The following is a 24,093-nucleotide window of genomic DNA, read 5'->3' as shown; positions in this document are numbered from 1 at the left end:
AAGACCGACACAGGGAAGTGTGACACGGGTCGACGTAACAATCGGTTACACAAGGCAGAATCAGCCCGTATTCGCCTACGTCAGGAAGCCCGATAACAATGAACAAGGTTGTGCGAACGCCCCTAACCACCACATTGGTAACCGCCCTGCTTTTCGCCTCCCAGGCCGTACTGGCCCAGGAAACGTCGAGGGAAGACAAACACTATATCGGCCTGATGGCGACCACCTTCAACCACCGCACAATCGGTGAAACAACCAAGGAAACCGCCTGGGGCACCGGTGGCACGCTAGTGGTCGGCGGCCATATAACCGACCTGTTCCACGCCGAACTCCGCGCCGGCGGCGGATTCAAAGGCGCCGAAGTTCCGGACAGCGACCTCACCCTCACCGTCGACTACTTCGCCAGCTGGTACATGGGCCTGCACTATCCCATCACCGACTACGCCAACCTTTATGGCCAGTTCGGCTTTTCCTACATCCACGGCGAAGCTGAAATCACCAATCCGGCAGCAGACCGCAACAAACCGTTCCTCGACCTCGAAGGCGAATTTCCAGACAGCGGCTTCAGCGTAAGCTGGATTGCCGGCCTGGACTTCGAGGTGATGGACGACACCTATCTGGTGTTTGAAGGTGGGAAGCTGTTCAAGGACACCGGTTCGGATGTGAATACATTCCAGTTCTCAGGCGGCTTGAGGTACGAGTTTTAGTTGGATCAGGCCTGATGGCGAATATGCCAGCACCGGTGAATCCGGGCGTTGCGCTGAAAATCCTTATCCAGAGTATCCTGCGTAACCTCGGTAACCTCGAACTCATTTTCCAACTCATCATCCAGCTTGAACCGGCGGAAATTATTGGAAAAAATCAGCAACCCGTCGGAACTCAGCCGCGCCATGGCCTGCCGGATCAGCTTCGGGTGATCCTTCTGGATATCCAGCACGCCCGCCATCCTCGCTGAATTGGAGAAGGTCGGCGGATCCATGAAAATCAGATCAAATCGCTGATCCGCCGTCTTCCGGTCCGCAAGCCAGGCCAGGCAATCCGCCTGCTCTACCCGGTGTTTCTTTGGGTCGGCGCGATTCAGGGCCAGATTGTCCTCCGCCCAACTGACATAGGTCTTCGACATGTCCAGACTCAGTGACCGGCTGGCGCCACCCACTGCCGCATGCACCGTGGCCGCGCCTGTGTAACAGAACAGGTTCAGGAACCGCTTGTTTGCTGCGTGCTGCTGAATCCAGTGCCGTACCGGACGGTGATCCAGGAACAGCCCGGTATCCAGATAATCCTTCAGGTTGACCTTGAGCACGCAGCCGTATTCGTGCACCTTGAAAAACTCACCGCTGGCCGCCTGTTTCTCGTACTGACTGGTGCCGGTCTGGCGCTGGCGCTGCTTGCACACCATGTTCTCACGCTCGATATCCAGAGCCTCAGGGATCACGGCAAGAGCTTCTGCAAGCCGCTCGCGCGCCGAGCGCTCGTCCACGGATTTTGGCGCCAGATACTCCTGAACGTGCACCCGTCCTTCGTAGATATCGATAGCCAGAGCAAACTCCGGCATATCCGCATCGTACAACCGGTAGCAGCCAATGCCCTGTTTTCTCGCCCACTGGCCGATGGTCTTCATGTTCTTCTTCAACCGGTTGCGCAGCATAGCGGCGCGCTCCTCGTTGGCAATACGGGGCGTCACCTCACCGGGAACGTCGGGTTCCCTTGGGGTCATGGCGCTGACTTCATCCACCTGGAACAACAACAGCTGAGCGGGCAACTTACCGTTGAACAACCGATACTGCTTATAACTGCGCAGACCAATGGACTTACCGAACTCCGGCACACCGGTGAACACGCCGAGACGCCAGCCAGGCACGGTCCGTTTCACCGCTTCGCCCAGGGCCTGATAGAGGGCTCCCAGTTCCTTGCGCTCACTCAGACGCTCACCGTAAGGAGGATTGGTCAGCACCAGTCCCTGCTCCGACCACTCTCCTTCGAGTTGCAAGGCATCCACAGGGCACGTCTCAACGTTCACCTGACTCTCCAGCCCTGCCCGTTGAATATTTTTCCAGGCCGTCGCAATCACCCGGCTGTCCTGATCAAACCCGGCCAGCCTGGGAATGCGGCCCTGTTTGCCTTCGTGAGCACGACGCTCTGCTTCCTGCCGGAGAGACAGCCAAAGGTCGGGTTGATGGCCGGGCCAATGCTCAAACCCGAACCGTTCCTGCTTGCGGCCAGGAGCCAGATCCAGCGCCATCATGGCGGCTTCAATAACCAGGGTGCCGGAACCGCACATGGGGTCTACGAAATCGCCGCCGCCGGCGGCGATCTCTGGCCAGCCTGCCCGTATCAGCAGTGCCGCTGCGAGGTTTTCCTTCAATGGTGCGATGCCTTTGTCGGTCCGATATCCCCGCATATGCAGGCTGTGACCGCTGAGGTCAATGCCAATGGCCAGCCGCCCCCGGTTAAGCCGGGCCGAAATAGTCACATCAGGATTCTTGGCATCCACCGAGGGCCGTGGGCCGCCATTGGCCTGAAACCTGTCAACAATGCCATCCTTAACGCGCTGGGCGCCATATTGGGTGTTGCGGATAGCGTCGTTCTGCCCCAGGAAGGTAACCCGGAAACTGCCCTGCACCGGAATGTGCTGCTGCCAGTCCATGTGCACTACGCCGTCATAGAGCTCATCGCCACTGGTGGCATCCACTTCATCTATGTGAAGGATCACCCGGTTGGCCAGGCGGGACCAGAGACAAGCCCGGTAACCGCCCTCCAGGGGGCCTTCCACCCAGACGCCGGCCGGCGCATTGCGCACGGTGTCCAGCCCGAACGTGTTGAGCTCGTCCGCCAGAAGGTATTCCAGGCCCTTCGGACAGGTTACGAAAAAGACAGATTTGGACAAGATCAACTCCTGGTTCATTGGCGGCTTGGGGGTAAGTTTCCGGAATAGCAGCCGTTACCGAATCCCGGCGCCATTCTTTATTTCATAAAACTATAAAAAAAGCGTCACATAGATGAAATAAATAGTGTACTTCAGCGCGAGGTTCGACTTACCTTGTAATTGACGCGTCGTTCCGGAAGGAAAAAACCTTCCGTTAACAGGATCCTGACTGCTCTGGCTCAAGCTGACAATAGTGGGTTATCCCCGAGAGGATAACACTCGTCAAGGCCACTGCAGATGTGTACACGCTTGTTCTGTTAATCCATTAGTGAGGAACGGCATGAAAAGACAGAAAAGAGACATGTACGCTCGTGCATTCAAGCGGGGTTATCTCGCTGGCGTGTCCGGAAAATCCAAAGACAGCTGCCCGCTTGAACAGGCGGAAGTTCGCCAGGAATGGCTAAACGGGTGGCGAGAAGGCCGCACAGATCAATGGGAGGGCATGACCGGCGTATCCGGCATCCATAAACTGGCGAACGTTACGACGGCGTGACGCCTGAATTAACCCCGAATCTTAATCTGATCTTTTTCTACACAATTTGACGCAGTACTCAGAGCAATCCAAACGGGGCTTCCCGCCCCGTACCATGCGATGAAGCGCCACGGGGTTCATTCCCCGCAAGGGCCCGCTAAGCGGGCCCATCTTCGTTTCAGGGCCCGCAAATCATTTCACCTGCCGGATGGCTTCCACCGCCTCCCGAATCAGATCGGGCCCACGGTAAATAAAGCCGGTGTACACCTGCACCAGTTTTGCGCCGGCACGGACCTTTTCCGCAGCGCTCTCGCCATCGATAATGCCACCCACTCCGATAATCGGCAGTGAATCACCCAGTTCTGCGTAAAGACCCTTGATGACTCTCAGTGAGGCCTCGCGAACAGGCGCACCACTGAGACCGCCGGCTTCGTCTGCATGGCGATGACCCGTAACGGCGTCACGGCTGATAGTGGTGTTAGTGGCGATCACCCCGTCCAGTCCTGTCTCCCTCAAAGCCGTTGCGACGAACCGGATACCCTCGTCGTCCATATCCGGAGCAATTTTCACGGCGACAGGTACATACCGGCCATGCTGTTTCTCGCACTGGAACTGCTCATCCTTGATCGCCGCCAGAAGCCCTTTCAGAGAATCACCAAATTGCAGATCACGAAGCCCGGGCGTGTTGGGCGAGGATACATTTACCGTTATGTAGTCAGCCCGTGTATAGACCGCGGAAATGCCCTTTCGGTAGTCCGACTCGGATTGGTCATTGGGCGTATCCTTATTCTTACCCACGTTTATTCCGAGCACGCCCCTGTAACGGCGTTTATCCACACGGTCGAGCAGGTGTTCCAGCCCTTCGTTATTAAAGCCCATCCGATTAATGATGGCCTGATGCTCCGGCAATCTGAACATGCGAGGCTTGGGGTTGCCAGGCTGGGCAAGTGGTGTGACCGTACCTACTTCTATAAATCCGAAGCCCAGGGCCCCCAGGGCATCGAGATGATCGGCGTTTTTATCCAACCCTGCAGCCAGCCCGACCGGGTTCGGAAAGTCCAGCCCCATAACATTTACTGGCAATGAATCTAACTTTGGCGCGAAAGCGCTCAAAACGCCCAGCCGTTGCGCAACATCAAGACCGTTCAATGCAATATTATGGGCCTGCTCCGGTGGTAATCGGAAAAGCAGGTTGCGGATAACGCCGTACATCTGAAAAACTCCCTTAGTCCAGGTGGGCGGAGTATACCGGAAGTTTTCCACAGCATCCCGGGACAGAACAAAATCAGCTCTAAATGACTGTAAGATGGCAGTCTCATGACCTTTTCCACGGAATCTGTGGATAACCCTGTTGAAAATCGCGGGGCAACGTTTGCTATCCCTTGATAACTGCGCCAGCCTACAGATTGATCATTTTTTAACCAGTTATTTTTCGCTTTATTTTCAATGACCTATGTATTCTTTGCATTGCTATCGACAATACCTGTACAAAATGTTAACGCATCACAGTACTGCAATGATGTGTATAAATCGCAGCAATTCCAGGCCTTGAGCAGGCCTGCCACAACCGGGCCGAATAACGTTATACTGCCTCCTGTCATCTGATCCGGAGTGCCCCTATGCAAGATCCCATCTCCCCCGCACAACAACACCGCGAAAATTTGGCCGGTGAAATGAAGGCGGCGTCGCGGGTCACCATTATCGGAATGATTCTTGATGCTATTCTGGGCGTCATTAAAGTCATTGGTGGTACTCTTTTTCATTCCCAGGCATTGCTGGTGGACGGGATCCACTCATTCACCGATGTTGCGTCAGACCTGGTCGTTCTCGGGGTAATGAAGGTTTCCCGCCAGGAGCCTGACGATGACCACCCCTACGGCCACCAGCGAATCGAAACCTTCGGGACCCTGGTACTTGGCAGTATCCTGATCGCCGTCGGCGCCGCACTGGCATGGGAAAATACACTGCGTCTTATCGAGGGCGGCGTAGACACTGTGCCGGGCTGGCCGGTTCTGGTAGCTGCCGCCGCGTCGGTTGTGGGCAAGGAATGGATTTACCGTTACACCCGCAATGTCGGCCAAGCCATACGATCAGATCTGATTATCGCCAATGCCTGGCATAGCCGTACCGATGCCTTTTCTTCAGTTGTGGTTTTAGTCTCCACCGCCGGGGCGATGCTTGGCATGGTCTGGCTGGATGTGTTCGCGGCGGTCGTGATCGCCGGCATCATTATTCACATCGGCTGGAAGTTTACCTGGGACAGCGTTAAGGAACTGGTGGACACAGGGCTCTCTCCCGAAGACACCGAAATGCTCAAGACCATCGCCCGGGACACCAATGGCGTTCGTAACGTTCATGAACTGCGCAGCCGCCGTATGGGGCATGACATCCTGCTGGATATCCACCTTGTGGTTCGGCCGGAAATCAGCGTATCGGAAGGTCATCAGATTGGCATGCAGGTGGTCTCTGGCATGCGGGATGCGCTCGAAAACATCAGGTACATCAACTTTCACATTGATGCCGAAAACGACGAAGACCAGCCCCCCACGTCAGAGCGCCTGCCTTCAAGGGAAGATATCCGGGGGATTATTTCCCGGCACCTGGGCGAGCTACCACACCACAGCCGTCTGCGACTCCATTACCTCAAGAACAAGGTACATCTGGAGCTGTTCCTGGACGAGCCGGACAAAGATACAATCTTCACGCAACACAACGTCCGCCAGGAGCTCGGAGACTACCCCTGGTTCGGCAGCGTCCGGATATGGGTTGCCGGCCCCTGATATACGGGACACTAGCGACGTCGGTTCTCCTCCATTCGGGACAGGAACTCCTGCATGATCAGGGTGTAGAGTTCCCCTCCCAGAAACTTGTCTTCAACCCCGGCGTCAATGCTCGGGTTATCGTTCACTTCAATCACCGCAACCCGGTTTCCGGACTGCTTGATATCCACGCCATAAAGGCCGTTACCTATCAGCCTGGTTGCGTTCAACGCCGCCTGTATGACGTTCCGAGGAACCTCATAGGTGGGCATGGTCTCGAAACCGCCACTTTCACTTGCCGATTCACCGTGCTGGTAAATCTGCCAGTGGCCTTTGACCATCATATACTTACAGGCGTAGATAGCCCGCCCGCCCAGAACTCCGATCCTCCAGTCGTAATCCGTATACAGATACTCCTGAGCCAGCACCAGGGCCGACTGCTTGAACAGTTCACGAAGACCGGCTCGCAGGGACTTTTCATCTTCGGCTTTGTTGACACCTCTGGAGAACGCTCCATCCGGGATCTTGATGACCACCGGAAAACCCAGGTCCGTGATCACCTGCTCAACGGCATCTTTCTGATCCTTTGAAAGAATCAGCGTTTTGGGCGTCGGAACCTTGTTGTTCTTCAGCAGGTCGGCAAGGAATACCTTGTTGGTGCATTTCAGAATCGATGCCGGATCATCAATCACCACCATGCCCTCAGCATCCGCCTTGCGGGCAAATCGGTAGGTGTGATGGTCAATGGCCGTGGTTTCCCGGATAAACAGGCCGTCGTATTCCGGCAGGCGCATGTAATCCCGACGGGTGATCTGTTCCACGTTGATCCCCAGCTTACGGCCGGCTTTCTCAAAGCGCTTCAGGGCCACCTTGTCGCTTGGCGGCATTTCCTCATCCGGATTCACCAACACCGCCAGATCGAAGCGGTATCGCCGGCGCGTGCGCGGCTTTCGCCAAACCATGCTGCTGAACCGGTCCAGGGCGGCCGCAAACACGTCCTGCTCATGCTCACCCAGATCCGCCGGAGCCGCCGGTTTCATGGATTCAATCTGCCACTGCTTGCGGCGCTTGAACACTATCTCGAGTATCGGGCACGGGAAGCGCTCAAACAGAGCGCGGGCTACAGGTTTGAGATCCGGGTGTTCGGCCTGGCCGAAGTAGGTCCGGATTTTGACTTCGTGGGTCGCTTCCCGCTCATCGCTGGCCGGATCAATCGCCGAACCGGCAGCTTCCAGCCAGTTGATAACACTGGCATCCAGCTCTTCCAGCTCCAGGGAAAAAAGCCCCTTGCGACTCAGGTCGTTGAGGGTCATCACTGAGGGCACCACATGATGGCCGCGGGCCTCCGCCAACAATGAGCAATAGTAGCCCCGGCTCAGGTATTTGGCGCTCTGGCACAAATTGATGACCCGCACCCGGTTGGCCGGCGGTGCCGAGAACTGAAGATACTGGTCAAAAGTCAGAACGTCTTCACTGGGGTAATAAGGTGCCCAGTCTTTGGCGCGGTCCACTACAATGAGCAATCGGGACATTAAAGGCGTTCCTCCCTGAAGGTTATAGCCTGTGTTACCTGCCGCAACGATACGCCGGTAACAATACCCGCACAATCGGCGCATGATGCGTGCTTTTACGCATAGTTACCCGCTTTGCGTATACAGGACTCTCTACCATAATAGCCGGATCAGGGAAGCCCACCAGCATGCCCACACAGATCTTATCAAGGCCGCATTACCATGCCTGATTTCCAGCTCCGACAAGCCACCAGCAAGGACCTCGACACCCTGGTTTTGCTTGAAAACCGGTGTTTCACCGAGGACCGGTTGTCCCGGCGCAGTTTCCGCCGTTTTCTGGACATGCCCAGAGACCGACTGATCGTCGCTGAAGCCGACGGGGAACTGGTGGGCTACTGCCTGGTTCTGATGAGCGCTGCCACCCGGCTGGCCCGAATCTACTCCATTGCGGTATCGCCGGCCTTACGCGGCCAGGGTGTAGGTGAGAAACTGGTTCGGGAAGCGGAAGAAGAAGCCGCTGAAGCTGGCCGCATCGTCATGAGGCTGGAAGTCCGGGAGGATAACCGGGGCGCCATAAATCTTTATAAACGCCTCGGGTATCGCCAGTTCGGAACCTACCGGGACTATTATGAAGACCATGGGAATGCCCTGCGTTTTGAGCGACGGATCCTGTTCTATGAGCCGTCCCGGGAATTCCCGGCGGTGCCCTATTACCCACAGACGACAGACTTTTCCTGCGGCCCCGCTGCTCTGATCATGGCCATGGCCACTCTGGATGAGCAGCAACCGCTCACAACCCTGGAAGAACTGAGGATATGGCGGGAGGCGACAACCATCTTCATGCTTGCTGGCCACGGTGGCTGCGGCCCCCACGGGCTGGCCCTGTCGGCGTGGAACCGGGGCTTTGAAGCCAGTGCGTGGATCAGCATGGAAGGAGCCCTGTTCAAAGACACGGTCAGGAGCGAGGACAAGAAACGGGTTCTGGAACTGGTCCATGAGGGCTTTCTACACGACATCGGCCAGACCGGCATCCAGCTCCACCACGATCCGCTCACCCTGGAAGCCATGGAAGAAGCACTGCACGAAGGTCGGGTACCGGTCATCCTGATCAGCACCTGGCAACTGAACCGCAGCCGCGTCCCCCACTGGGTAACGGTATGTGCCATCGACGACCAGTTCGTGTACCTTCACGACCCGGAAATTGACGTGGAGGTCGGGGAAACCGTCGCCGACAAGCAATACCTGCCAGTCGACAAACGAGTGTTCAGCCAGATTTCCCGATACGGAAGAAATCAGCCGTTACAGGCGGCTGTCATCGTAGGACCCAGGCGATAACGCCCAAGCTGAAATGAGCACTGCAGGGCACCCCTTGCAAAACCGTGGAGCGCCAGGGATGGCGCGACCGAGCCCTACAGGGACGTATTCACGGGCGTGTTTTGCAAGGGGTGCCCTGCAGTGCGCAGCTACCAAACCAGCAGGCTACACAGGCTCGAACCGAACCAGCAACTAGCCAGTCCGCAGAGCCGCCTCTTTCAATTCGGAGATATCGTCCCGAAGGCGTGCAGCCGTCTCGAAATCCAGTTCCGAAGCCGCCTTGTACATCTCGTCCTCCAGACGGGACACTTCCTTGAGGACTTCCTCGGGCGACCGGTTGCCGACTCTCGCCCGGTACCGCTCCGCTTCCTCCGCAGCCTTCTGGCCAGGACGCTCAGCGCGGCGACGTCCGCGACCACCACCGCCGGCACCTTCCATGATATCGGCAATCTTCTTGTTCAGCCCCTGGGGCGTAATACCATGTTCCAGGTTGTGGGCTTCCTGCTTGGCCCGTCGACGATCAGTCTCGTCAATGGCCCGCTGCATGGAGCCTGTCATCCGGTCACCATAGAGGATGGCCTTGCCGTGGAGATTCCGCGCCGCCCGGCCCATGGTCTGGATTAGCGAGCGCTCGGAACGCAGGAAGCCTTCCTTGTCCGCATCCAGGATGGCAACCAGCGACACCTCGGGCATATCGAGCCCTTCCCGTAACAGGTTGATACCCACCAGAACATCAAACTCACCCCGACGAAGGTCCCGGATAATCTCCACCCGCTCCACGGTGTCGATGTCCGAATGCAGGTACCGGACCTTGATGTCATGTTCCATCATGAAGTCCGTCAGGTCTTCCGCCATCCGCTTGGTGAGGGTGGTCACCAAAACCCGTTCCTTGACCTTCACCCGGGCGTGGATTTCCGAGAGCAGATCATCAACCTGTGTAGATGCCGGCCGAACCTCGATTTCCGGATCCAGCAGGCCGGTGGGCCGTACCACCTGCTCCACCACCTGGCCGGCATGCTCGGCTTCATAGTTGCCCGGTGTCGCGGACACAAAAATCATCTGCGGTGCAATGCGCTCCCATTCCTCGAACCGCATTGGACGGTTATCCAGCGCCGACGGCAGGCGGAACCCATACTCCACCAGTGTTTCCTTCCGGGAGCGGTCGCCCTTGTACATGGCGCCGATCTGGGGAATGGTCACGTGGGATTCGTCCACCACCAACAGGGCGTTGGGTGGCAGATAATCGAACAGCGTTGGTGGCGCCTCCCCTGGCCGACGGCCCGAGAGGTAGCGTGAGTAGTTCTCGATGCCATTGCAGTAGCCCAGTTCCATCATCATTTCGATGTCGTACCGGGTGCGTTCCTCAAGCCGCTGGGCTTCCACCAGCCGGTTATTGTCCCGCAGCTGCTGCAGGCGCTCGTCCAGCTCCACCTTGATGAGCTCAATCGCATCGAGCACCTTTTGCCGGGGCGTCACATAGTGCGACTTCGGATAGATGGTGACACGGGGAACCCGGCGCAGAACCTCACCTGTAAGCGGGTCGAAATAGCTGAGATTCTCCACCTCGTCATCGAACAGCTCAATGCGGATGGCCTCCTTCTCGGACTCCGCCGGAAACACATCAATCACATCGCCACGGACCCGGTAATTGGCCCGGTGGAATTCAATGTCGTTGCGGGTGTACTGCAGTTCGGCCAGCCGGCGCAGGATGAACCGCTGATCGATCTGATCCCCGCGATCCAGATGCAGCATCATCTTCAGGTAGGACTGGGGATCACCAAGGCCGTAGATCGAGGACACCGTCGCCACGATGATCGCATCCGGCCGTTCCAGCAGGGCCTTGGTGGCGGAAAGACGCATCTGTTCGATGTGCTCGTTGATGGAGGCGTCTTTTTCGATAAAGGTATCCGACGAAGGCACGTAGGCCTCTGGCTGGTAGTAGTCGTAGTAGGAAACGAAATACTCTACCGCATTGTCCGGAAAGAACTCCCGAAACTCGCCATACAACTGGGCGGCCAGCGTCTTGTTGTGGGCCATGACGATCGTTGGCCGCTGGATCTGCTGGATCACGTTGGCAATAGTGAACGTTTTACCGGAGCCGGTTACCCCCAGCAGGGTCTGATGTGCCAGGCCGGAGTGGATGCCATCCACCAGCCCCTCAATCGCCTTGGGCTGATCGCCTGCAGGCTGGAACGGTGAATCGACTTTGAACACACCCTCTCTGGTGGATACGCTGGATTGATTACTGGCCATAACTGGCGGAAACCTCCGGTAGAACCGTAGCTGGGACGATACAGCCCCACCATTAGAGAAATTTAGCGATATGCTGGCTTCATGATACCATCAGTGCGATCGACGGCTGGGCGAAAATCAGCCAGCAGCTCTGGCACCCGGCGGTCGCAGCCCTATCAGACGCAGCTTTAAGGAGCGCAAGTTTGGACCTTCAACTTTCCAGCCGAGTACAGGCAATCAAGCCCTCTCCCACCCTCGCAGTCACCAACAAGGCCGCGGAACTCCGCGCAGCCGGCCAGGATATTATTGGCCTGGGTGCAGGCGAGCCGGACTTCGATACCCCTGATCACATCAAACAGGCGGCCATTGAAGCCATCAATAACGGACAGACCAAATATACTGCCGTTGATGGTACGCCAGCCCTGAAGAAAGCGATTATTGCGAAGTTCAAACGGGACAACGGCCTGGAATACGAAGCCAACCAGATCTTAGTAAGCAGTGGTGGCAAACAGAGCTTTTTCAACCTCGCACTTGCCACACTGAACCCGGGCGACGAAGCCATCATCCCGGCGCCTTACTGGGTATCCTACCCGGACATGGTCCTGGTAGCCGAAGGCAAACCGGTTATTATCGAAACCGGCGCCGAGACCCGCTTCAAGATCACCCCGGAACAGCTGGAAAACGCCATTACCGAGCGTACCCGCCTGTTCGTGATCAACAGCCCCTCGAACCCGAGCGGCATGGCTTACACTCTGGAAGAGCTGCAGGCCATTGGCGAAGTGCTGAAGAAGCATCCGAACATCATGATCGCCACCGACGACATGTACGAACCGATCCTCTGGACCGGCAAGCCGTTCTGCAACATCCTGAACGCAACACCGGAGCTGTATGACCGAACGTTCGTTCTGAACGGCGTGTCCAAGGCCTACTCCATGACAGGCTGGCGTATCGGCTACGCCGCCGGCCCGGCGAAAATCATCGGTGCCATGAAGAAGATCCAGTCCCAGAGCACCTCCAACCCGGCCTCCATCTCCCAGGCGGCGGCACAGGCTGCGCTGGATGGCGATCAGGCTTGCGTGGGTGAGATGGTCAAGGCGTTCAAGGAACGCCACGACTGGCTGGTTGAGGCCCTGAACCAACTACCGGGCGTCGAATGCCTGCACGGCGACGGAACTTTTTATGTGTTCCCAAGCTTCCAGGGCGCCATCGATGCCGATTCCAGTGTCAGCAATGATGTGGAATTCGCCGAAAAACTGCTGACCGATGCCGGCGTCGCGCTGGTTCCAGGTTCCGCATTCGGATGCCCGGGCCATATGCGCCTGAGCTTCGCGACCAGCATGGACAACCTGCACAAGGCCATTGAGCGTCTGCAGAAAGCGCTTGGCTAAAAAGTTCTGGCCAGGGGTTGACGGGGCGGTATAGCCAACATAATATACGCGCCTCGTCACATGACGACGTTCCCCGATAGCTCAGTTGGTAGAGCAACGGACTGTTAATCCGTTTGTCGCTGGTTCGAGCCCAGCTCGGGGAGCCACTATTCTGAAAACCCGCTAATTCTTTGAGTTAGCGGGTTTTTTATTGCCTTCTTTTGGGTATCACGCTTTCGACCCCACCCTGGGTGGTGATGCCTGCTCCTGCCCTAGCCTGCTGTCATTCGGGGCTGGTGGTGTGGGGCCGCCCTCCCAAAAACCGCTACAAGCACGTCCATGTGCGCTTGACTGTGGCCATCCTTGGCCACAGACATTTTTGGGAGGGCGGCCCCACACCACCGATCCGGCGCTCAAAGATATACTCACGAGATATTTGCTAAATTTTCGCAAGGCGCCTGATGAGATGCAGCTTGGATTGGCACAGACATTCAGGTTGGACTGGCGCAGCGCAAAACGACCTACGCCGTTCAGTAAACAGCGGACAACTGGGAGGTCAAAGCGGGACTGCTGGCAGGGCTTTCCAAAACTGTAGAGGGCCATGGATGGCCCGAAACAAGCGCACAGGGATGTGCTTGTAGCGTGTTTTGGAAAGCCCTGCCAGCAGTCCCAAGCCCCCACCACTGGAAGGCTAGGGCAGAATTCGAGAACGGGACAAAGTCAGAGCCCTATCACTTCTGAGTGAATAGCCTCCAAGGCAGCCAGAGGATCCGACGCCTGAGTAATCGGACGGCCAATCACGAGGTAGTCGGAACCGGCCTTGACGGCATCCGTAGGCGTCATGATGCGCTGCTGGTCGCCTTTGTCGGCGGTCAGCGGCCGGATACCAGGGGTGATCAGCTTGAAGTCGTCGCCCTGCTCGGCTTTGAGCTTCGGCGCTTCCTGGGCCGAACAGACGACGCCGTCTAGGCCGCAGTTTCTGGTGAGGGTTGCCAGGCGGGATACCTGGGCTTCCGGAGAATCGGTGATGCCGATACCGGCCAGGTCGTCAGCATTCATGCTGGTGAGGACGGTGACGGCGATTAATAGTGGGCGATCCGCCCCGAAGGTTTCCAGGCGCTCCCGGCAGGCGGTCATCATTTTCTCGCCGCCGGAGGCATGGACGTTCACCATCCAGACACCGAGATCCGCTGCTGCTGCAACCGCCGCTGATGTCGTGTTGGGAATGTCGTGGAATTTCAGGTCCAGGAACACATCGAATCCGCGCTTTTGCAGGGCCTCGACCAGTTGGGGGCCGGAGCGGGTGAACAGCTCCTTGCCTACCTTCAGTCGGCATTTGGCCGGATCAAGCTTATCAACCAGTCCCAGAGCGGAAGTCTCGGAAGGAAAATCCAGGGCGACGATGATTTTAGGATCGTTTGCGGTTTGCACGTTCAATTGTCCTGCGGAAATTCGGTAAAGGTTTATTCGGCTTCAACGCCCTGGATCGGGCGGACTGTTTCCCACTGTTTGCAGCTTGGGCACAGCCAGTGCAGCTGGCGGCCGGAGAAGCCGCAGTTCACACATCGGTAGACCGGGCGGTTGGCAAGGATCAGATGGCCGATACGGCTCACCAGCCTACCTTCGTCTGTTGTCATGCCCTTTTCATAGCCCGCCATCTCCACAAGCCGCAACAGGCCGCGGACGCTTGGGCGGGGCTCCAGTTCCTGCCGGAGCAGATCAAGCGCCGCAGGTCGGCCAGAGGCCCGCTCTACGGATTCGACCAGTGCGAGCAACAAACTGGTACTTGGGTAACTTTCGTAAAGCTTGCGCAGTTTTTTCGCCAGGCGGCCGATATCACCATGCTCGTGCTCAAGCTTCATCAGACGGTCAACTGCCTCCGGACCGAACTCCGGATTCTGATCGAAGACCTTCAGGCTCTGATTGCCTGCCTCACGGTAGCTGCCCTGGCGAACCAGCAGCTTCATCAGTATCAGTGTGGCCCGAACACAGGAACGGTCGTAGTCCAGCGCTTCGCGGGCGAACTTTTGGGCCTCCCAGCGATCGTCCTGTTTCAATGCTTGCTCAGCAAGCTCACAAGTCAAGTAGGCCAGAACCTTGAACATGGCGGGGTCGGCATCGCCCCGGGTCAATGTTCGGGCAACCTCCGACGCTTTACCCCACTCTTTTTCCTGTTGGTACAGATCAATCAGCTGCTGGGAGGAATGCCGGCCATATTCCCGGTCACCCATGAGCTGATGCAGCAATGCTTCGGCGCGATCCAGCAGGCCGGCATTAAGATAGTCCCGCGCCAGCTCCAGAGTCACCTGGGGTGAAAAGCGTGGCGGCAGCTCGGGCCTTGCCAGAAGGTTTTGATGAATAAGTATGGCCCGGTCCGTTTCACCCTTGTTGCGAAAATGACTGCCAATTGAGAGGTGCAGGCTGACAGTGTCCTTGTTCACAGCCAGGGACTGGACGAAGTTCTCGACCGCCTGGTCGGAATAGTTGGTAAAGAGGAACTGGAGGCGATCCTTTACCGATTCCTCGTCCGAAATCGTTGTCTTGGATCGGCTTTCATTGCTTCCCAGCCGGCCAACCAGCCAGCCAACGGCTACCGCAACTGTCAGCAGCAGCCACTGAAGTACAATATCCATTAAAGAGTCCGGTCGTTCTGGGCCCTGGATTTCTCCAATGCCTGCTCGGCACGATCAAGTCGTTTCTGAAGGGTTCGCCGGGACACCGAGGTACGGACAGTGGCCAGCGTGGTGATCAGTACGCCCACCAGCGCACCGATAACAAAGGCCATGATAATCCACACGGCTACGCCATGAGGCTGGGTTTCAAACAGCAGAAAATTGAGAGACACGGCCATTTGGTTATTAAGCGAGAACACCAACGCCAGCAGAACCAGGACCAAAACCAACAGAATAATGACGATCTTCTGCAACCCTGCCATAGCGATAGCACTCCCTTGGGGCTGTCTGAGCCCAAATTATACGCGTTCCCCGAGCAGCTGTTAAAAGCCTTTCTTCAGACTATCGTTAACCTGCTCTCTCAATTCCTTTCCCGGTTTGAAGTGCGGCACAAACTTGGCCGGTAACTGGACAGCTTCACCGGTTTTCGGATTGCGACCGGTACGCGCCGCCCGGTGGTGAAGAGAAAAACTGCCAAATCCCCGGATCTCAATTCTCTGACCATCGGCGAGCGATTGGGACATGTGTTCAATGATGGTTTTTACAGCCAATTCGACATCTTTAACGGAGAGCTGTGTTTGCTTGGACGCAATCAACTCGACCAGTTCGGACTTCGTCATGAGGCGTTTCCCTCTTTCGTTATTATTCGGCCGTTGGTTACCGGATTCCCATGACTACCTAGTTTAGCCAAACCAGAAAAAAACACAAAAAAAACGGGCTCTTAGAGCCCGTTTTTTTCATACCAACCGGAAATTCATTCCTTGTTGGCGTTTTGCTGCTGCATCTGCTCCTTGATGAGATCACCAATGGTGGTCGCACCAGAAGAGGTTTCGGCAGTCTTGGTCCGCACAGTGTCCAGGGCCTGCTTGTCGTCCTCAACATCTTTGGACTTCACAGACAGGTTGATGATGCGGTTCTTGCGATCGATGCTGATGATCTTCGCTTCAACTTCTTCGCCTTCCTTCAGCGCGTTACGTGCGTCTTCAACACGGTCACGGCTGATTTCAGAGGCTTTCAGTACCGCTTCAACTTCGTCGTTCAGGGCAATGGTAGCTGCCTTGGCATCAACTGCCGACACGGTGCCCTTCACGATAGAGCCCTTGTCATTCAGCTGTACAAACTCGGCAAACGGATCGCTCTCGAGCTGCTTGATACCCAGGGAGATACGCTCACGCTCCGGATCAACAGACAGGATAACGGTTTCAACTTCGTCACCCTTCTTGTATTCACGAACCGCTTCTTCGCCGGTCTCGTTCCAGCTGATATCAGACAAGTGAACCAGGCCGTCGATGCCGCCATCCAGACCGATGAAGATACCGAAGTCAGTGATTGACTTGATCTTACCGGAGATGCGATCACCCTTGTTGAAGTTGCTGGAGAAATCTTCCCACGGGTTGGATACACACTGCTTGATACCCAGGGAAATACGACGACGCTCTTCGTCGATATCCAGAATCATCACGCCCACTTCGTCGCCTACCTGGACAACCTTGGACGGATGGATATTCTTGTTGGTCCAATCCATTTCGGATACGTGAACCAAACCTTCAACACCTTCTTCCAACTCAGCAAAACAGCCGTAATCGGTCAGGTTGGTGACGCGGGCAGTAACCTTGCTGCCTTCCGGATAACGACCCTTGATATCAACCCAGGGATCTTCGCCCAGCTGCTTCAGGCCGAGGGATACACGATTGCGCTCACGATCAAACTTCAGAACCTTGACGCTGATCTCATCGCCCACATTAACGATTTCGCTCGGATGCTTGATGCGCTTCCAGGCCATATCGGTAATGTGCAACAGGCCGTCAACACCGCCCAGATCTACGAACGCGCCGTAGTCGGTCAGGTTCTTGACGATACCCTTGATTTCCATACCTTCGGTCAGGGTTTCCAGCAGAGCTTCGCGCTCAGCGCTGTTTTCAGCTTCCAGAACGGCGCGGCGGGAAACAACCACGTTGTTACGCTTCTGGTCCAGCTTGATAACCTTGAATTCGAGTTCCTTGTTCTCCAGGTGCGCGGTGTCGCGAACCGGACGAACATCTACCAGAGAGCCAGGCAGGAAGGCGCGGATACCGGCCAGATCGACAGTGAAACCGCCTTTGACCTTGCCATTGATAATACCCTTAACCACTTCCTCAGCTTCGAAGGACTTCTCGAGTACCTTCCAGGCTTCTGCACGCTTGGCCTTTTCACGGGACAGACGGGTTTCGCCGAAACCGTCTTCCACAGCGTCGAGAGCTACGTCAACAACGTCGCCAATAGCAACTTCCAACTCGCCTTTTTCGTTCAGGAACTGGGAGGCGGGGATAACGCCTTCGGACTTCAGTCCGGCGTTAACGGTGACCCAGTCGTTATCGACGTCAACTACGGTTCCCTGGACGATGGAACCCGGCTGCATGTCAATTTCTTTTAGGCTTTCTTCAAAAAGATCCGCAAAGCTCTCGCTCATTATGAGTCCTATATGATCAACGCAAGTGTACTCCGTGCCACCAGCAACACGGTCTGTTAATAAGTTCCGGATTAAGCCTGTGACTGGCAGATAACGCTACATCCGGCATTTCAACGACAAAAAGGTGTAGTCAGGCCTGACCTGCTGCGGCCATACACCTGTCTAGCACCTCTTCTATACCCAACCCCGTAGAATCAATGACTTGCGCATCATCTGCGGGCTTGAGAGGGGCTGCGGAACGGTTCATATCCCGTTCATCACGAACCCGTATCTCCTCTAAAAGGGTGTCAATGTTAACATCGACACCCGCGTCCTTCAACTGGCTATAGCGCCTTCTGGCCCTCTCCTCGGCGCTTGCCGTCAGGAAAATCTTGACCGGTGCATCCGGGAACACCACTGTCCCCATATCCCGGCCATCAGCCACCAGGCCCGGAGCCTGCCGGAAGTCCCGCTGGCGCTGCAGCAGCGCATCCCGAACCGGTTGAATGACAGCCACTTTCGACGCGTTATCACCGGCGGATTCTGTACGTATATCTGCGGTCACGTCCTGGCCAGCCAGAATAACCCTGACCGGCTCACCCGCAGGCGTGGGCTCAAATGCCACATCCAGCCCGGCAGCGACTTTGGCCAGACCTTCCTCATCATCAAGGGCAACACTCTGGCGGACAGCGGCCAGAGCCGTCAACCGGTATAAGGCCCCGCTATCCAGCAAATGCCAGCCCAGCTTTCTGGCCAGCATCTGGGTGATGGTGCCCTTGCCGGACCCGCCGGGCCCATCCACCGTGATCACCGGCGCGTTGTTATCCACCATTATTCAGCCCCCTCGGCTGAGATATTGATTCCCGTACCCTTTGCAAGTTCCACAAATCCCGGGAAAGACGTTGCCACATTGGCGCAGTCGGTCACCGTGATCTCGCCTTTGGCCCGAAGCGATGCCACTGCGAAAGACATGGCGATACGGTGGTCACCGTGGCTGTTGACGGTACCGCCGCCAATGGTCTGACCGCCATCGATAATAATGCCGTCCGGCGTTACTGTGGTTTCCACACCCAGGGCAGCAAGGCCATCTGCCATCACCTGGATCCGGTCGCTTTCCTTGACCCGCAGTTCCTCAGCACCGCGCAGCACCGTGCGGCCGGTGGCGCAGGCTGCTGCGATGAACAGAGCCGGGAATTCGTCAATCGCCAGCGGCACCTGGTCTTCCGGGATATCAATGCCCTGAAGTTCAGCGGAGCGCACCCGCAGATCGGCTACCGGCTCACCTCCGATTTCGCGCTCGTCCAGGACCTCGATGTTGGCGCCCATCTGGCGCAGGATGTTGATCACCCCCACCCGGGTCGGATTCATTCCAACATGCCGAAGGATCAGGTCAGAACCGGGCGCGATGCTCGCAGCTACCAGGAAAAAGGCCGAGGAAGAAATGTCGGCGGGCACATCGATGTTGGTGGCAGTCAGTTTGCCACCGCCACTGACGCTGGCCGTCGCGCCGTCACGGTGTACGTGGTAGCCAAAGCCCGCCAGCATGCGCTCGGTATGGTCACGGGTGGGTGCCGGCTCGGTAACGGATGTGCTGCCTTCGGCATAGAGCCCGGCCAGCAACAGGCAGGATTTGACCTGGGCACTGGCTACCGGCATTTCGTAGTGGATACCGGACAACTTCTGGCCACCCCGGATTTTCAGTGGCGGGCGACCACCTTCTGCAGTATCAATCACCGCTCCCATGGCTCGCAACGGATCAGCAACCCGGCCCATGGGACGGCCAGAGAGACTGGCGTCGCCAGTCAGCTCAGAGTCGAACGGCTGGGCCGCCAGCAGGCCCGCAAACAGACGCATAGCGGTTCCGGAATTACCAAGATATAACGGGCCACGGGGCGCCTGCAGCCCATGCATACCAACGCCGCGAATCCGGACAAAACCATCCTCCGGGCCTTCGATTGTGACACCCATATCCCGGAACGCCTGAAGCGTGGCCAGGCTATCCTCACCTTCAAGGAACCCTTTAACCTCGGTTACGCCGTCCGCCAGCGCGCCCAACATAATAGAACGGTGCGACATGGATTTGTCACCGGGCACCCGGATATCACCGGAAATAGCGCCACCGGGCTGAAGACGGAACGTTACCTGCTTTTCACTGTTTTTTGTCACGTAAGCCTGTCCTGAGAGCATCTTCGAAAAATGTTCACGCGCCGCTTTGGCGCGACTGAAAACCCGTAGCAGGGTCGCACTGTCCTGGTTTGCGATGGCCGTGCGTAGCTGTTCCAGGTCGTGCGTAAAATGGTCGATTACCCGAAGAACCGCCTCGCGGTTCGAAAGAAAGATGTCGTGCCACATCACCGGGTCACTGGCAGCAATCCGGGTAAAGTCCCTGAAGCCGCCGGCGGCGTATCGGAAAATATCCATGTTCTCGTCTTCACCCGCGAGGGTGTCGACCAGGGAAAAGGCAATCAGATGGGGCAAGTGGCTGGTGGCCGCCAGAACTTCGTCGTGATAAGCCACAGACATGGTCAACACAGTCGCGCCACAGCCTTCCCATAACCCTTTTAGCCTGGCCAGGTGCGGCTCACTGACGTTTTCAGGAGGCGTAAGAATCACCTTGTGATTGGCAAAAAGTTCCGGATTGGCCGCCCGGATGCCACTTTTTTCAGAGCCCGCGATCGGGTGGCCCGGAATCACCAGTGGCGAAAGGCTGCCAAATACCGCCTCAACATCAGCCACAAAGCTGGACTTGGTACTGCCAACGTCTGTCAGTACGGCGCCAGGCTCAAGACAGGCACGAACTTCCTCCAGGACCGCACGGGTAGCCCGTACCGGCACCGCAAGCACCACCAGGTCGGCACCCCTGACGGCATCGGCCACGGAAGAAGCTGCCTCATCAATAACGCCAAGCTCCTTCCCGAGTTGTAGCTCCTCACTGCGCTGGTCCGCACCAACTACCTTGCCGGCCAGACCATTGCGCCGAATTGCGCTGGCCAGTGAGCCGCCAATTAGCCCCAAACCTATCACCGCTACCCGCTTAAAAAAAGGTTCGGAAGGCGCCATATCAGTCGCTCAACCCCGACGACGTCAAGGCCTGAGCCAACGCGTCGATAAACCGTTCGTTCTCTTCCGGAAGCCCGACCGAAACCCGCAGGTGGCGAGGCATGCCATAGCCCCCAATCGGGCGGACAATCACACCATGGGCCAGAAGGGCCTGGTACACCCCCATGGCCTGCTCCCCCACCTCCACTGCAACAAAGTTGCCGGCGGAGGGAATGTAACTCAGGCCCATCCGATCGAATGCCTGCTCAAGCTGGCGCAATCCGGCGCTGTTCACCTCCCGCGAGCGCTGGAGGTAGTCTTCATCATCCAGCACTGCCGTGGCCGCAGACAGCGCAACCGTGTCTACGTTAAAAGGCTGACGCACGCGGTTAAGGATGTCAGCAATGGCTGCAGAACTGATGCTGTAGCCCACCCGCAAGGCGGCAAGCCCCCAGGCCTTGGAGAAGGTCCGGCACACGATCAGGTTCGGGAACCGGGACAGCAGCTCAACACCGTCAGGGTACTCGTTTCCGGTAAGGTATTCGCAGTAGGCTTCATCAAGCACCACCAGCACGTTGGCCGGAATCTTCTCGAGAAAAGCCTCGATGGCACCGGCCTTGTGCACCGTGCCCGTGGGATTGTTCGGGTTGGCTACAAAAACCAGCCTGGTGCGGTCGGTGACCGCCGCGGCCATGGCGCCCAGATCATGCCCCCAGTCCCAGGCCGGCACCGATACGCCCTTTGCGCCAATAGCCTGGGTCACCAGGGGATACACTGCAAAGGCGTACTGGGAGAAAATGACTTCCGAATCGACATCGGCAAAACAGCGGGTGATCACTTCCAGAACGTCATTGGAGCCGTTGCCCAGAGTGATCTGATCCATCCCCACGCCCAGGCGCTTCGACAGCGCCTGCTTCAGATTGAAGCCGTTACCATCCGGATACAGGCACAGCTCTGACAATGCCTTGCGAGCGGCAGAAAGGGCCTTTTCGCTGGGTCCGAGCGGATTTTCATTGCTGGCAAGCTTGATGATTTCAGCCGGATTCAGCCCCAGCTCCCGGGCCAGTTCCTCAATCGGCTTTCCTGGCTGATAGGGCGACAATGCCTGCACGCCCCGGACCGCCAGACTCTGGTAATCAATGGCCATAAATCATCCTCGGCATTATCTGTTCAAACCATTCAAACTATTCAAAGAACGCCGATCGGGTAGGAACCCAACCGTTTGAGCTCAACCGCTTCGTCTTCCACTTCTGCGAGAACCTTGCGTACCTGCTCATCCTCCATATGCCCCTCAAAATCGATGTAGAACACATAGGCCCAGGTACCACTTGGTGACGGCCGGGTTTCGATGCGGGTCAGGCTGAGACCGTGGCGATGGAACGGCTCAAGCAACTGATAGAGCGCGCCCGGCTTGTTGCGCATGGAAACCAGAATGGACGACTTGTCGTGACCGCTGGCAGGGACTTCTTCCCGGCCGATGATCAGGAAGCGGGTGGTATTGTCAGGACGGTCTTCAATGCTGTTGGCCAGTTTTTCCAGGCCATAAAGCTCCGCTGCCATGTCGCCGGCAATCGCTGCCGTTCCGGGCTCCGCACCGGCCCGTCGCGCCGCTTCGGCATTGCTGGACACGGTCACCCGCTCAATGCCGTAGCGATGGGTATCCAGCCACTGACGGCACTGGGCAAACGACTGCTGATGGGAGTAGATCCGGGTAATTTCCTGGTCTTTGTGCTTCGGGGACACCAACAGGTGGTGATGAATCCGCAGCTGCACTTCACCACAGATTTTCAGGGGCGAAGACATGAACATATCGAGGGTGTGATTGATCATGCCCTCGGTGGAGTTCTCCACCGGCACCACGCCGTAGTGGGCGGCGCCGGATTCCACTTCCCGGAATACCGCATCAATGGCCGGAAGCGGCACGCTTATCACCGAGTGGCCAAAATGCTTGAGCGCTGCCGCCTGGGTAAAGGTACCCACCGGACCCAGGAAGGCAATATGCATGGGCTTTTCCAGCGCCAGGCAGGCCGACATGATTTCCCGGAACAGACGCGCCATTTCCTCACCCGACAATGGCCCAGGATTCTGCTCCTTGATACGGCGCAACACCTGGGCTTCCCGCTCCGGGCGGTAGAAAAATACATCCTGCCCCGGATTGGCGGTTGTTTTAACGTGGGCAACTTCCTGGGCACAGGTTGCCCGGGCACTGATCAGCTCCATGATCTTCTGATCAATCTGATCTATCTCGTCCCTCAGCTCAGCGAGCCTGACCTGCTCATCACTCATGATCAGCCACGCTCCTTCGCAAATTCAGTCATGTACTCAATCAGGGCGTCAACACCCGCCTCGGGCATGGCGTTGTAGATGCTCGCGCGCATGCCACCCACCGAACGGTGCCCAGCCAGGTTCAGCAGGCCACGGGCATTGGCTCCCTTCAGGAACTCGCCGTTCAGGGCGTCATCTGCCAGGGTAAACGGCACGTTCATCCAGGACCGAAAGCGTGGATCAATCGGGTTGGCGTAGAAATCGTTGGTGTCGATAAAGCCATACAGCTTCCTGGCCTTGCGGAGGTTCACCTCACCCATGGCTGTCACACCCCCCTGCCCTTTCAGCCACTGGAAGGTCAGTCCTGCCAGATACCAGGAGTAGGTCGCCGGAGTGTTGTACATAGACCCATTATCGGCAATCACCTGATAGTTCATCATGGTGGGAGTCTCCTTGCGGGCCTTGCCCAGGAGATCCTTGCGGATAATGACCACAACCAGGCCGGAGGGACCGATGTTTTTCTGGGCGCCGGCATAGATCAGGCCAAACTTCGAAACATCCACCGGGCGAGACAACATCGTAGAGGACATATCTGCCACCAGCGGAACCGAAGGGCTTTCCGGGATGAAATCGAATTCCAGGCCACCAATGGTCTCGTTCGGCGTGTAATGCAGGTACGCCGCATCGGCATTGGTCTGCCAGGAGGCCTGGTCTGGAATCGTGGTAAAGCCACTGTCTTCGGAACTGGCCGCCACATTCACCTTGCCGTACCGGCTGGCTTCAGCAATGGCTTTCTTGGACCAGATGCCCGTATTCACATAATCAGCCGAGCCTTTGTCACCCAGCAGGTTCAGGGGAATGGTGGAAAACTGGCTGGACGCCCCACCCTGCATGAAGAGAACGGCGTAATCGTCCGATACGCCGGCCAGTTCACGCAGATCTTTTTCCGCAGTTTCGGCGATCTCGACAAACTCGTCGCTGCGATGGCTCATTTCCATCACCGACATGCCGGTGCCGCGCCAGTCGAGCATTTCATCCCGCGCCTGACGAAGCACGCTTTCCGGCAAGGTTGCCGGGCCTGCACAAAAGTTATACGCCCTGGTCATGT

19 protein-coding genes and 1 tRNA gene are annotated in these 24,093 nt (G+C 57.2%); 6 read left to right on the top strand and 14 right to left on the bottom strand.

Features of this window, described 5'->3' with window-relative positions; all coding sequences use genetic code 11:
- Nucleotides 1–98: 98 nt before the first annotated feature.
- Nucleotides 99–707: an outer membrane beta-barrel protein gene (locus CLH62_RS17780; protein ID WP_099619550.1), complete on the top strand. Its 609-nt coding sequence runs from the start codon at nucleotides 99–101 to the stop codon at nucleotides 705–707.
- A gap of 5 nt (nucleotides 708–712) precedes the next feature.
- On the opposite strand, the gene rlmKL is transcribed toward CLH62_RS17780, so the two are convergent.
- A complete protein-coding gene (gene rlmKL, locus CLH62_RS17775) occupies nucleotides 713–2,905 on the bottom strand; it encodes a bifunctional 23S rRNA (guanine(2069)-N(7))-methyltransferase RlmK/23S rRNA (guanine(2445)-N(2))-methyltransferase RlmL (RefSeq protein ID WP_228152899.1) in 2,193 nt (730 codons plus the stop codon).
- A gap of 301 nt (nucleotides 2,906–3,206) precedes the next feature.
- On the opposite strand from rlmKL, the gene rmf reads away from it, so the two are divergent.
- The gene (rmf, locus tag CLH62_RS17770) at nucleotides 3,207–3,419 is read left to right on the top strand and encodes a ribosome modulation factor (RefSeq protein ID WP_099619549.1); all 213 of its coding nucleotides are present in this window, start codon (nucleotides 3,207–3,209) and stop codon (nucleotides 3,417–3,419) included.
- A 171-nt stretch (nucleotides 3,420–3,590) separates the two neighbouring features.
- On the opposite strand, the gene CLH62_RS17765 is transcribed toward rmf, so the two are convergent.
- Nucleotides 3,591–4,610 carry a quinone-dependent dihydroorotate dehydrogenase gene (locus CLH62_RS17765; RefSeq protein ID WP_099619548.1) on the bottom strand — a complete coding sequence of 340 codons (1,020 nt, stop codon included), beginning with the start codon at nucleotides 4,608–4,610 and terminating at the stop codon, nucleotides 3,591–3,593.
- 407 nt (nucleotides 4,611–5,017) lie between these two features.
- Here CLH62_RS17765 and CLH62_RS17760 point away from each other — a divergent pair, with 407 nt between their 5' ends.
- Nucleotides 5,018–6,178 carry a cation diffusion facilitator family transporter gene (locus CLH62_RS17760; RefSeq protein ID WP_099619547.1) on the top strand — a complete coding sequence of 387 codons (1,161 nt, stop codon included), beginning with the start codon at nucleotides 5,018–5,020 and terminating at the stop codon, nucleotides 6,176–6,178.
- 11 nt (nucleotides 6,179–6,189) lie between these two features.
- Here CLH62_RS17760 and CLH62_RS17755 read toward each other — a convergent pair whose 3' ends face one another.
- Nucleotides 6,190–7,689 carry a RimK family protein gene (locus tag CLH62_RS17755; protein ID WP_099619546.1) on the bottom strand — a complete coding sequence of 500 codons (1,500 nt, stop codon included), beginning with the start codon at nucleotides 7,687–7,689 and terminating at the stop codon, nucleotides 6,190–6,192.
- Nucleotides 7,690–7,890: 201 nt separating this feature from the next.
- Here CLH62_RS17755 and rimI point away from each other — a divergent pair, with 201 nt between their 5' ends.
- Nucleotides 7,891–9,003, top strand: a complete 1,113-nt coding sequence (rimI, locus tag CLH62_RS17750; protein ID WP_099619545.1) for a ribosomal protein S18-alanine N-acetyltransferase — start codon at nucleotides 7,891–7,893, stop codon at nucleotides 9,001–9,003.
- Between the two features lie 171 nt (nucleotides 9,004–9,174).
- Here rimI and uvrB read toward each other — a convergent pair whose 3' ends face one another.
- Nucleotides 9,175–11,235 carry an excinuclease ABC subunit UvrB gene (gene uvrB, locus CLH62_RS17745; RefSeq protein ID WP_099619544.1) on the bottom strand — a complete coding sequence of 687 codons (2,061 nt, stop codon included), beginning with the start codon at nucleotides 11,233–11,235 and terminating at the stop codon, nucleotides 9,175–9,177.
- Between the two features lie 182 nt (nucleotides 11,236–11,417).
- Here uvrB and CLH62_RS17740 point away from each other — a divergent pair, with 182 nt between their 5' ends.
- A complete protein-coding gene (locus CLH62_RS17740) occupies nucleotides 11,418–12,602 on the top strand; it encodes a pyridoxal phosphate-dependent aminotransferase (RefSeq protein ID WP_099619543.1) in 1,185 nt (394 codons plus the stop codon).
- 70 nt (nucleotides 12,603–12,672) lie between these two features.
- Nucleotides 12,673–12,748 (top strand) — tRNA-Asn (locus CLH62_RS17735).
- Nucleotides 12,749–13,301: 553 nt separating this feature from the next.
- Here CLH62_RS17735 and pyrF read toward each other — a convergent pair.
- The 10 genes from pyrF to serC form a co-directional block, all read right to left on the bottom strand.
- The gene (gene pyrF, locus CLH62_RS17730) at nucleotides 13,302–14,012 is read right to left on the bottom strand and encodes an orotidine-5'-phosphate decarboxylase (RefSeq protein ID WP_099619542.1); all 711 of its coding nucleotides are present in this window, start codon (nucleotides 14,010–14,012) and stop codon (nucleotides 13,302–13,304) included.
- Nucleotides 14,013–14,044: 32 nt separating this feature from the next.
- Nucleotides 14,045–15,214 (bottom strand): lipopolysaccharide assembly protein LapB, encoded by a 1,170-nt coding sequence (gene lapB, locus CLH62_RS17725; RefSeq protein ID WP_099619541.1) that lies wholly within the window; start codon nucleotides 15,212–15,214, stop codon nucleotides 14,045–14,047.
- Nucleotides 15,214–15,516 carry a LapA family protein gene (locus CLH62_RS17720; protein ID WP_099619540.1) on the bottom strand — a complete coding sequence of 101 codons (303 nt, stop codon included), beginning with the start codon at nucleotides 15,514–15,516 and terminating at the stop codon, nucleotides 15,214–15,216. Before CLH62_RS17720 ends, lapB begins: the two co-directional genes overlap by 1 nt.
- Nucleotides 15,517–15,576: 60 nt before the next feature.
- On the bottom strand, nucleotides 15,577–15,873 hold the full coding sequence (locus tag CLH62_RS17715) for an integration host factor subunit beta (protein ID WP_007154691.1): 297 nt from the start codon (nucleotides 15,871–15,873) through the stop codon (nucleotides 15,577–15,579).
- A gap of 134 nt (nucleotides 15,874–16,007) precedes the next feature.
- Complete coding sequence (gene rpsA / locus CLH62_RS17710) at nucleotides 16,008–17,702, bottom strand: 30S ribosomal protein S1 (protein ID WP_099619539.1); 1,695 nt, start codon at nucleotides 17,700–17,702, stop codon at nucleotides 16,008–16,010.
- Between the two features lie 130 nt (nucleotides 17,703–17,832).
- Nucleotides 17,833–18,513 (bottom strand): (d)CMP kinase, encoded by a 681-nt coding sequence (cmk, locus tag CLH62_RS17705; RefSeq protein WP_099619538.1) that lies wholly within the window; start codon nucleotides 18,511–18,513, stop codon nucleotides 17,833–17,835.
- A complete protein-coding gene (locus CLH62_RS17700) occupies nucleotides 18,513–20,741 on the bottom strand; it encodes a bifunctional prephenate dehydrogenase/3-phosphoshikimate 1-carboxyvinyltransferase (protein WP_099619537.1) in 2,229 nt (742 codons plus the stop codon). Before CLH62_RS17700 ends, cmk begins: the two co-directional genes overlap by 1 nt.
- Nucleotide 20,742: 1 nt before the next feature.
- Nucleotides 20,743–21,867 carry a histidinol-phosphate transaminase gene (gene hisC / locus CLH62_RS17695; protein WP_099619536.1) on the bottom strand — a complete coding sequence of 375 codons (1,125 nt, stop codon included), beginning with the start codon at nucleotides 21,865–21,867 and terminating at the stop codon, nucleotides 20,743–20,745.
- A 41-nt stretch (nucleotides 21,868–21,908) separates the two neighbouring features.
- Nucleotides 21,909–23,006 carry a prephenate dehydratase gene (gene pheA, locus CLH62_RS17690; protein ID WP_099619535.1) on the bottom strand — a complete coding sequence of 366 codons (1,098 nt, stop codon included), beginning with the start codon at nucleotides 23,004–23,006 and terminating at the stop codon, nucleotides 21,909–21,911.
- A 2-nt stretch (nucleotides 23,007–23,008) separates the two neighbouring features.
- Nucleotides 23,009–24,091 carry a 3-phosphoserine/phosphohydroxythreonine transaminase gene (gene serC / locus CLH62_RS17685; protein ID WP_099619534.1) on the bottom strand — a complete coding sequence of 361 codons (1,083 nt, stop codon included), beginning with the start codon at nucleotides 24,089–24,091 and terminating at the stop codon, nucleotides 23,009–23,011.
- Between the last annotated feature and the right edge of the window lie 2 nt (nucleotides 24,092–24,093).

The organism is Marinobacter guineae (genome assembly GCF_002744735.1).
GTDB lineage: Bacteria > Pseudomonadota > Gammaproteobacteria > Pseudomonadales > Oleiphilaceae > Marinobacter > Marinobacter guineae.
The sequence above is the reverse complement of the archived record's forward strand: the minus strand, read 5'-3'. Positions and strand labels throughout refer to the sequence as shown.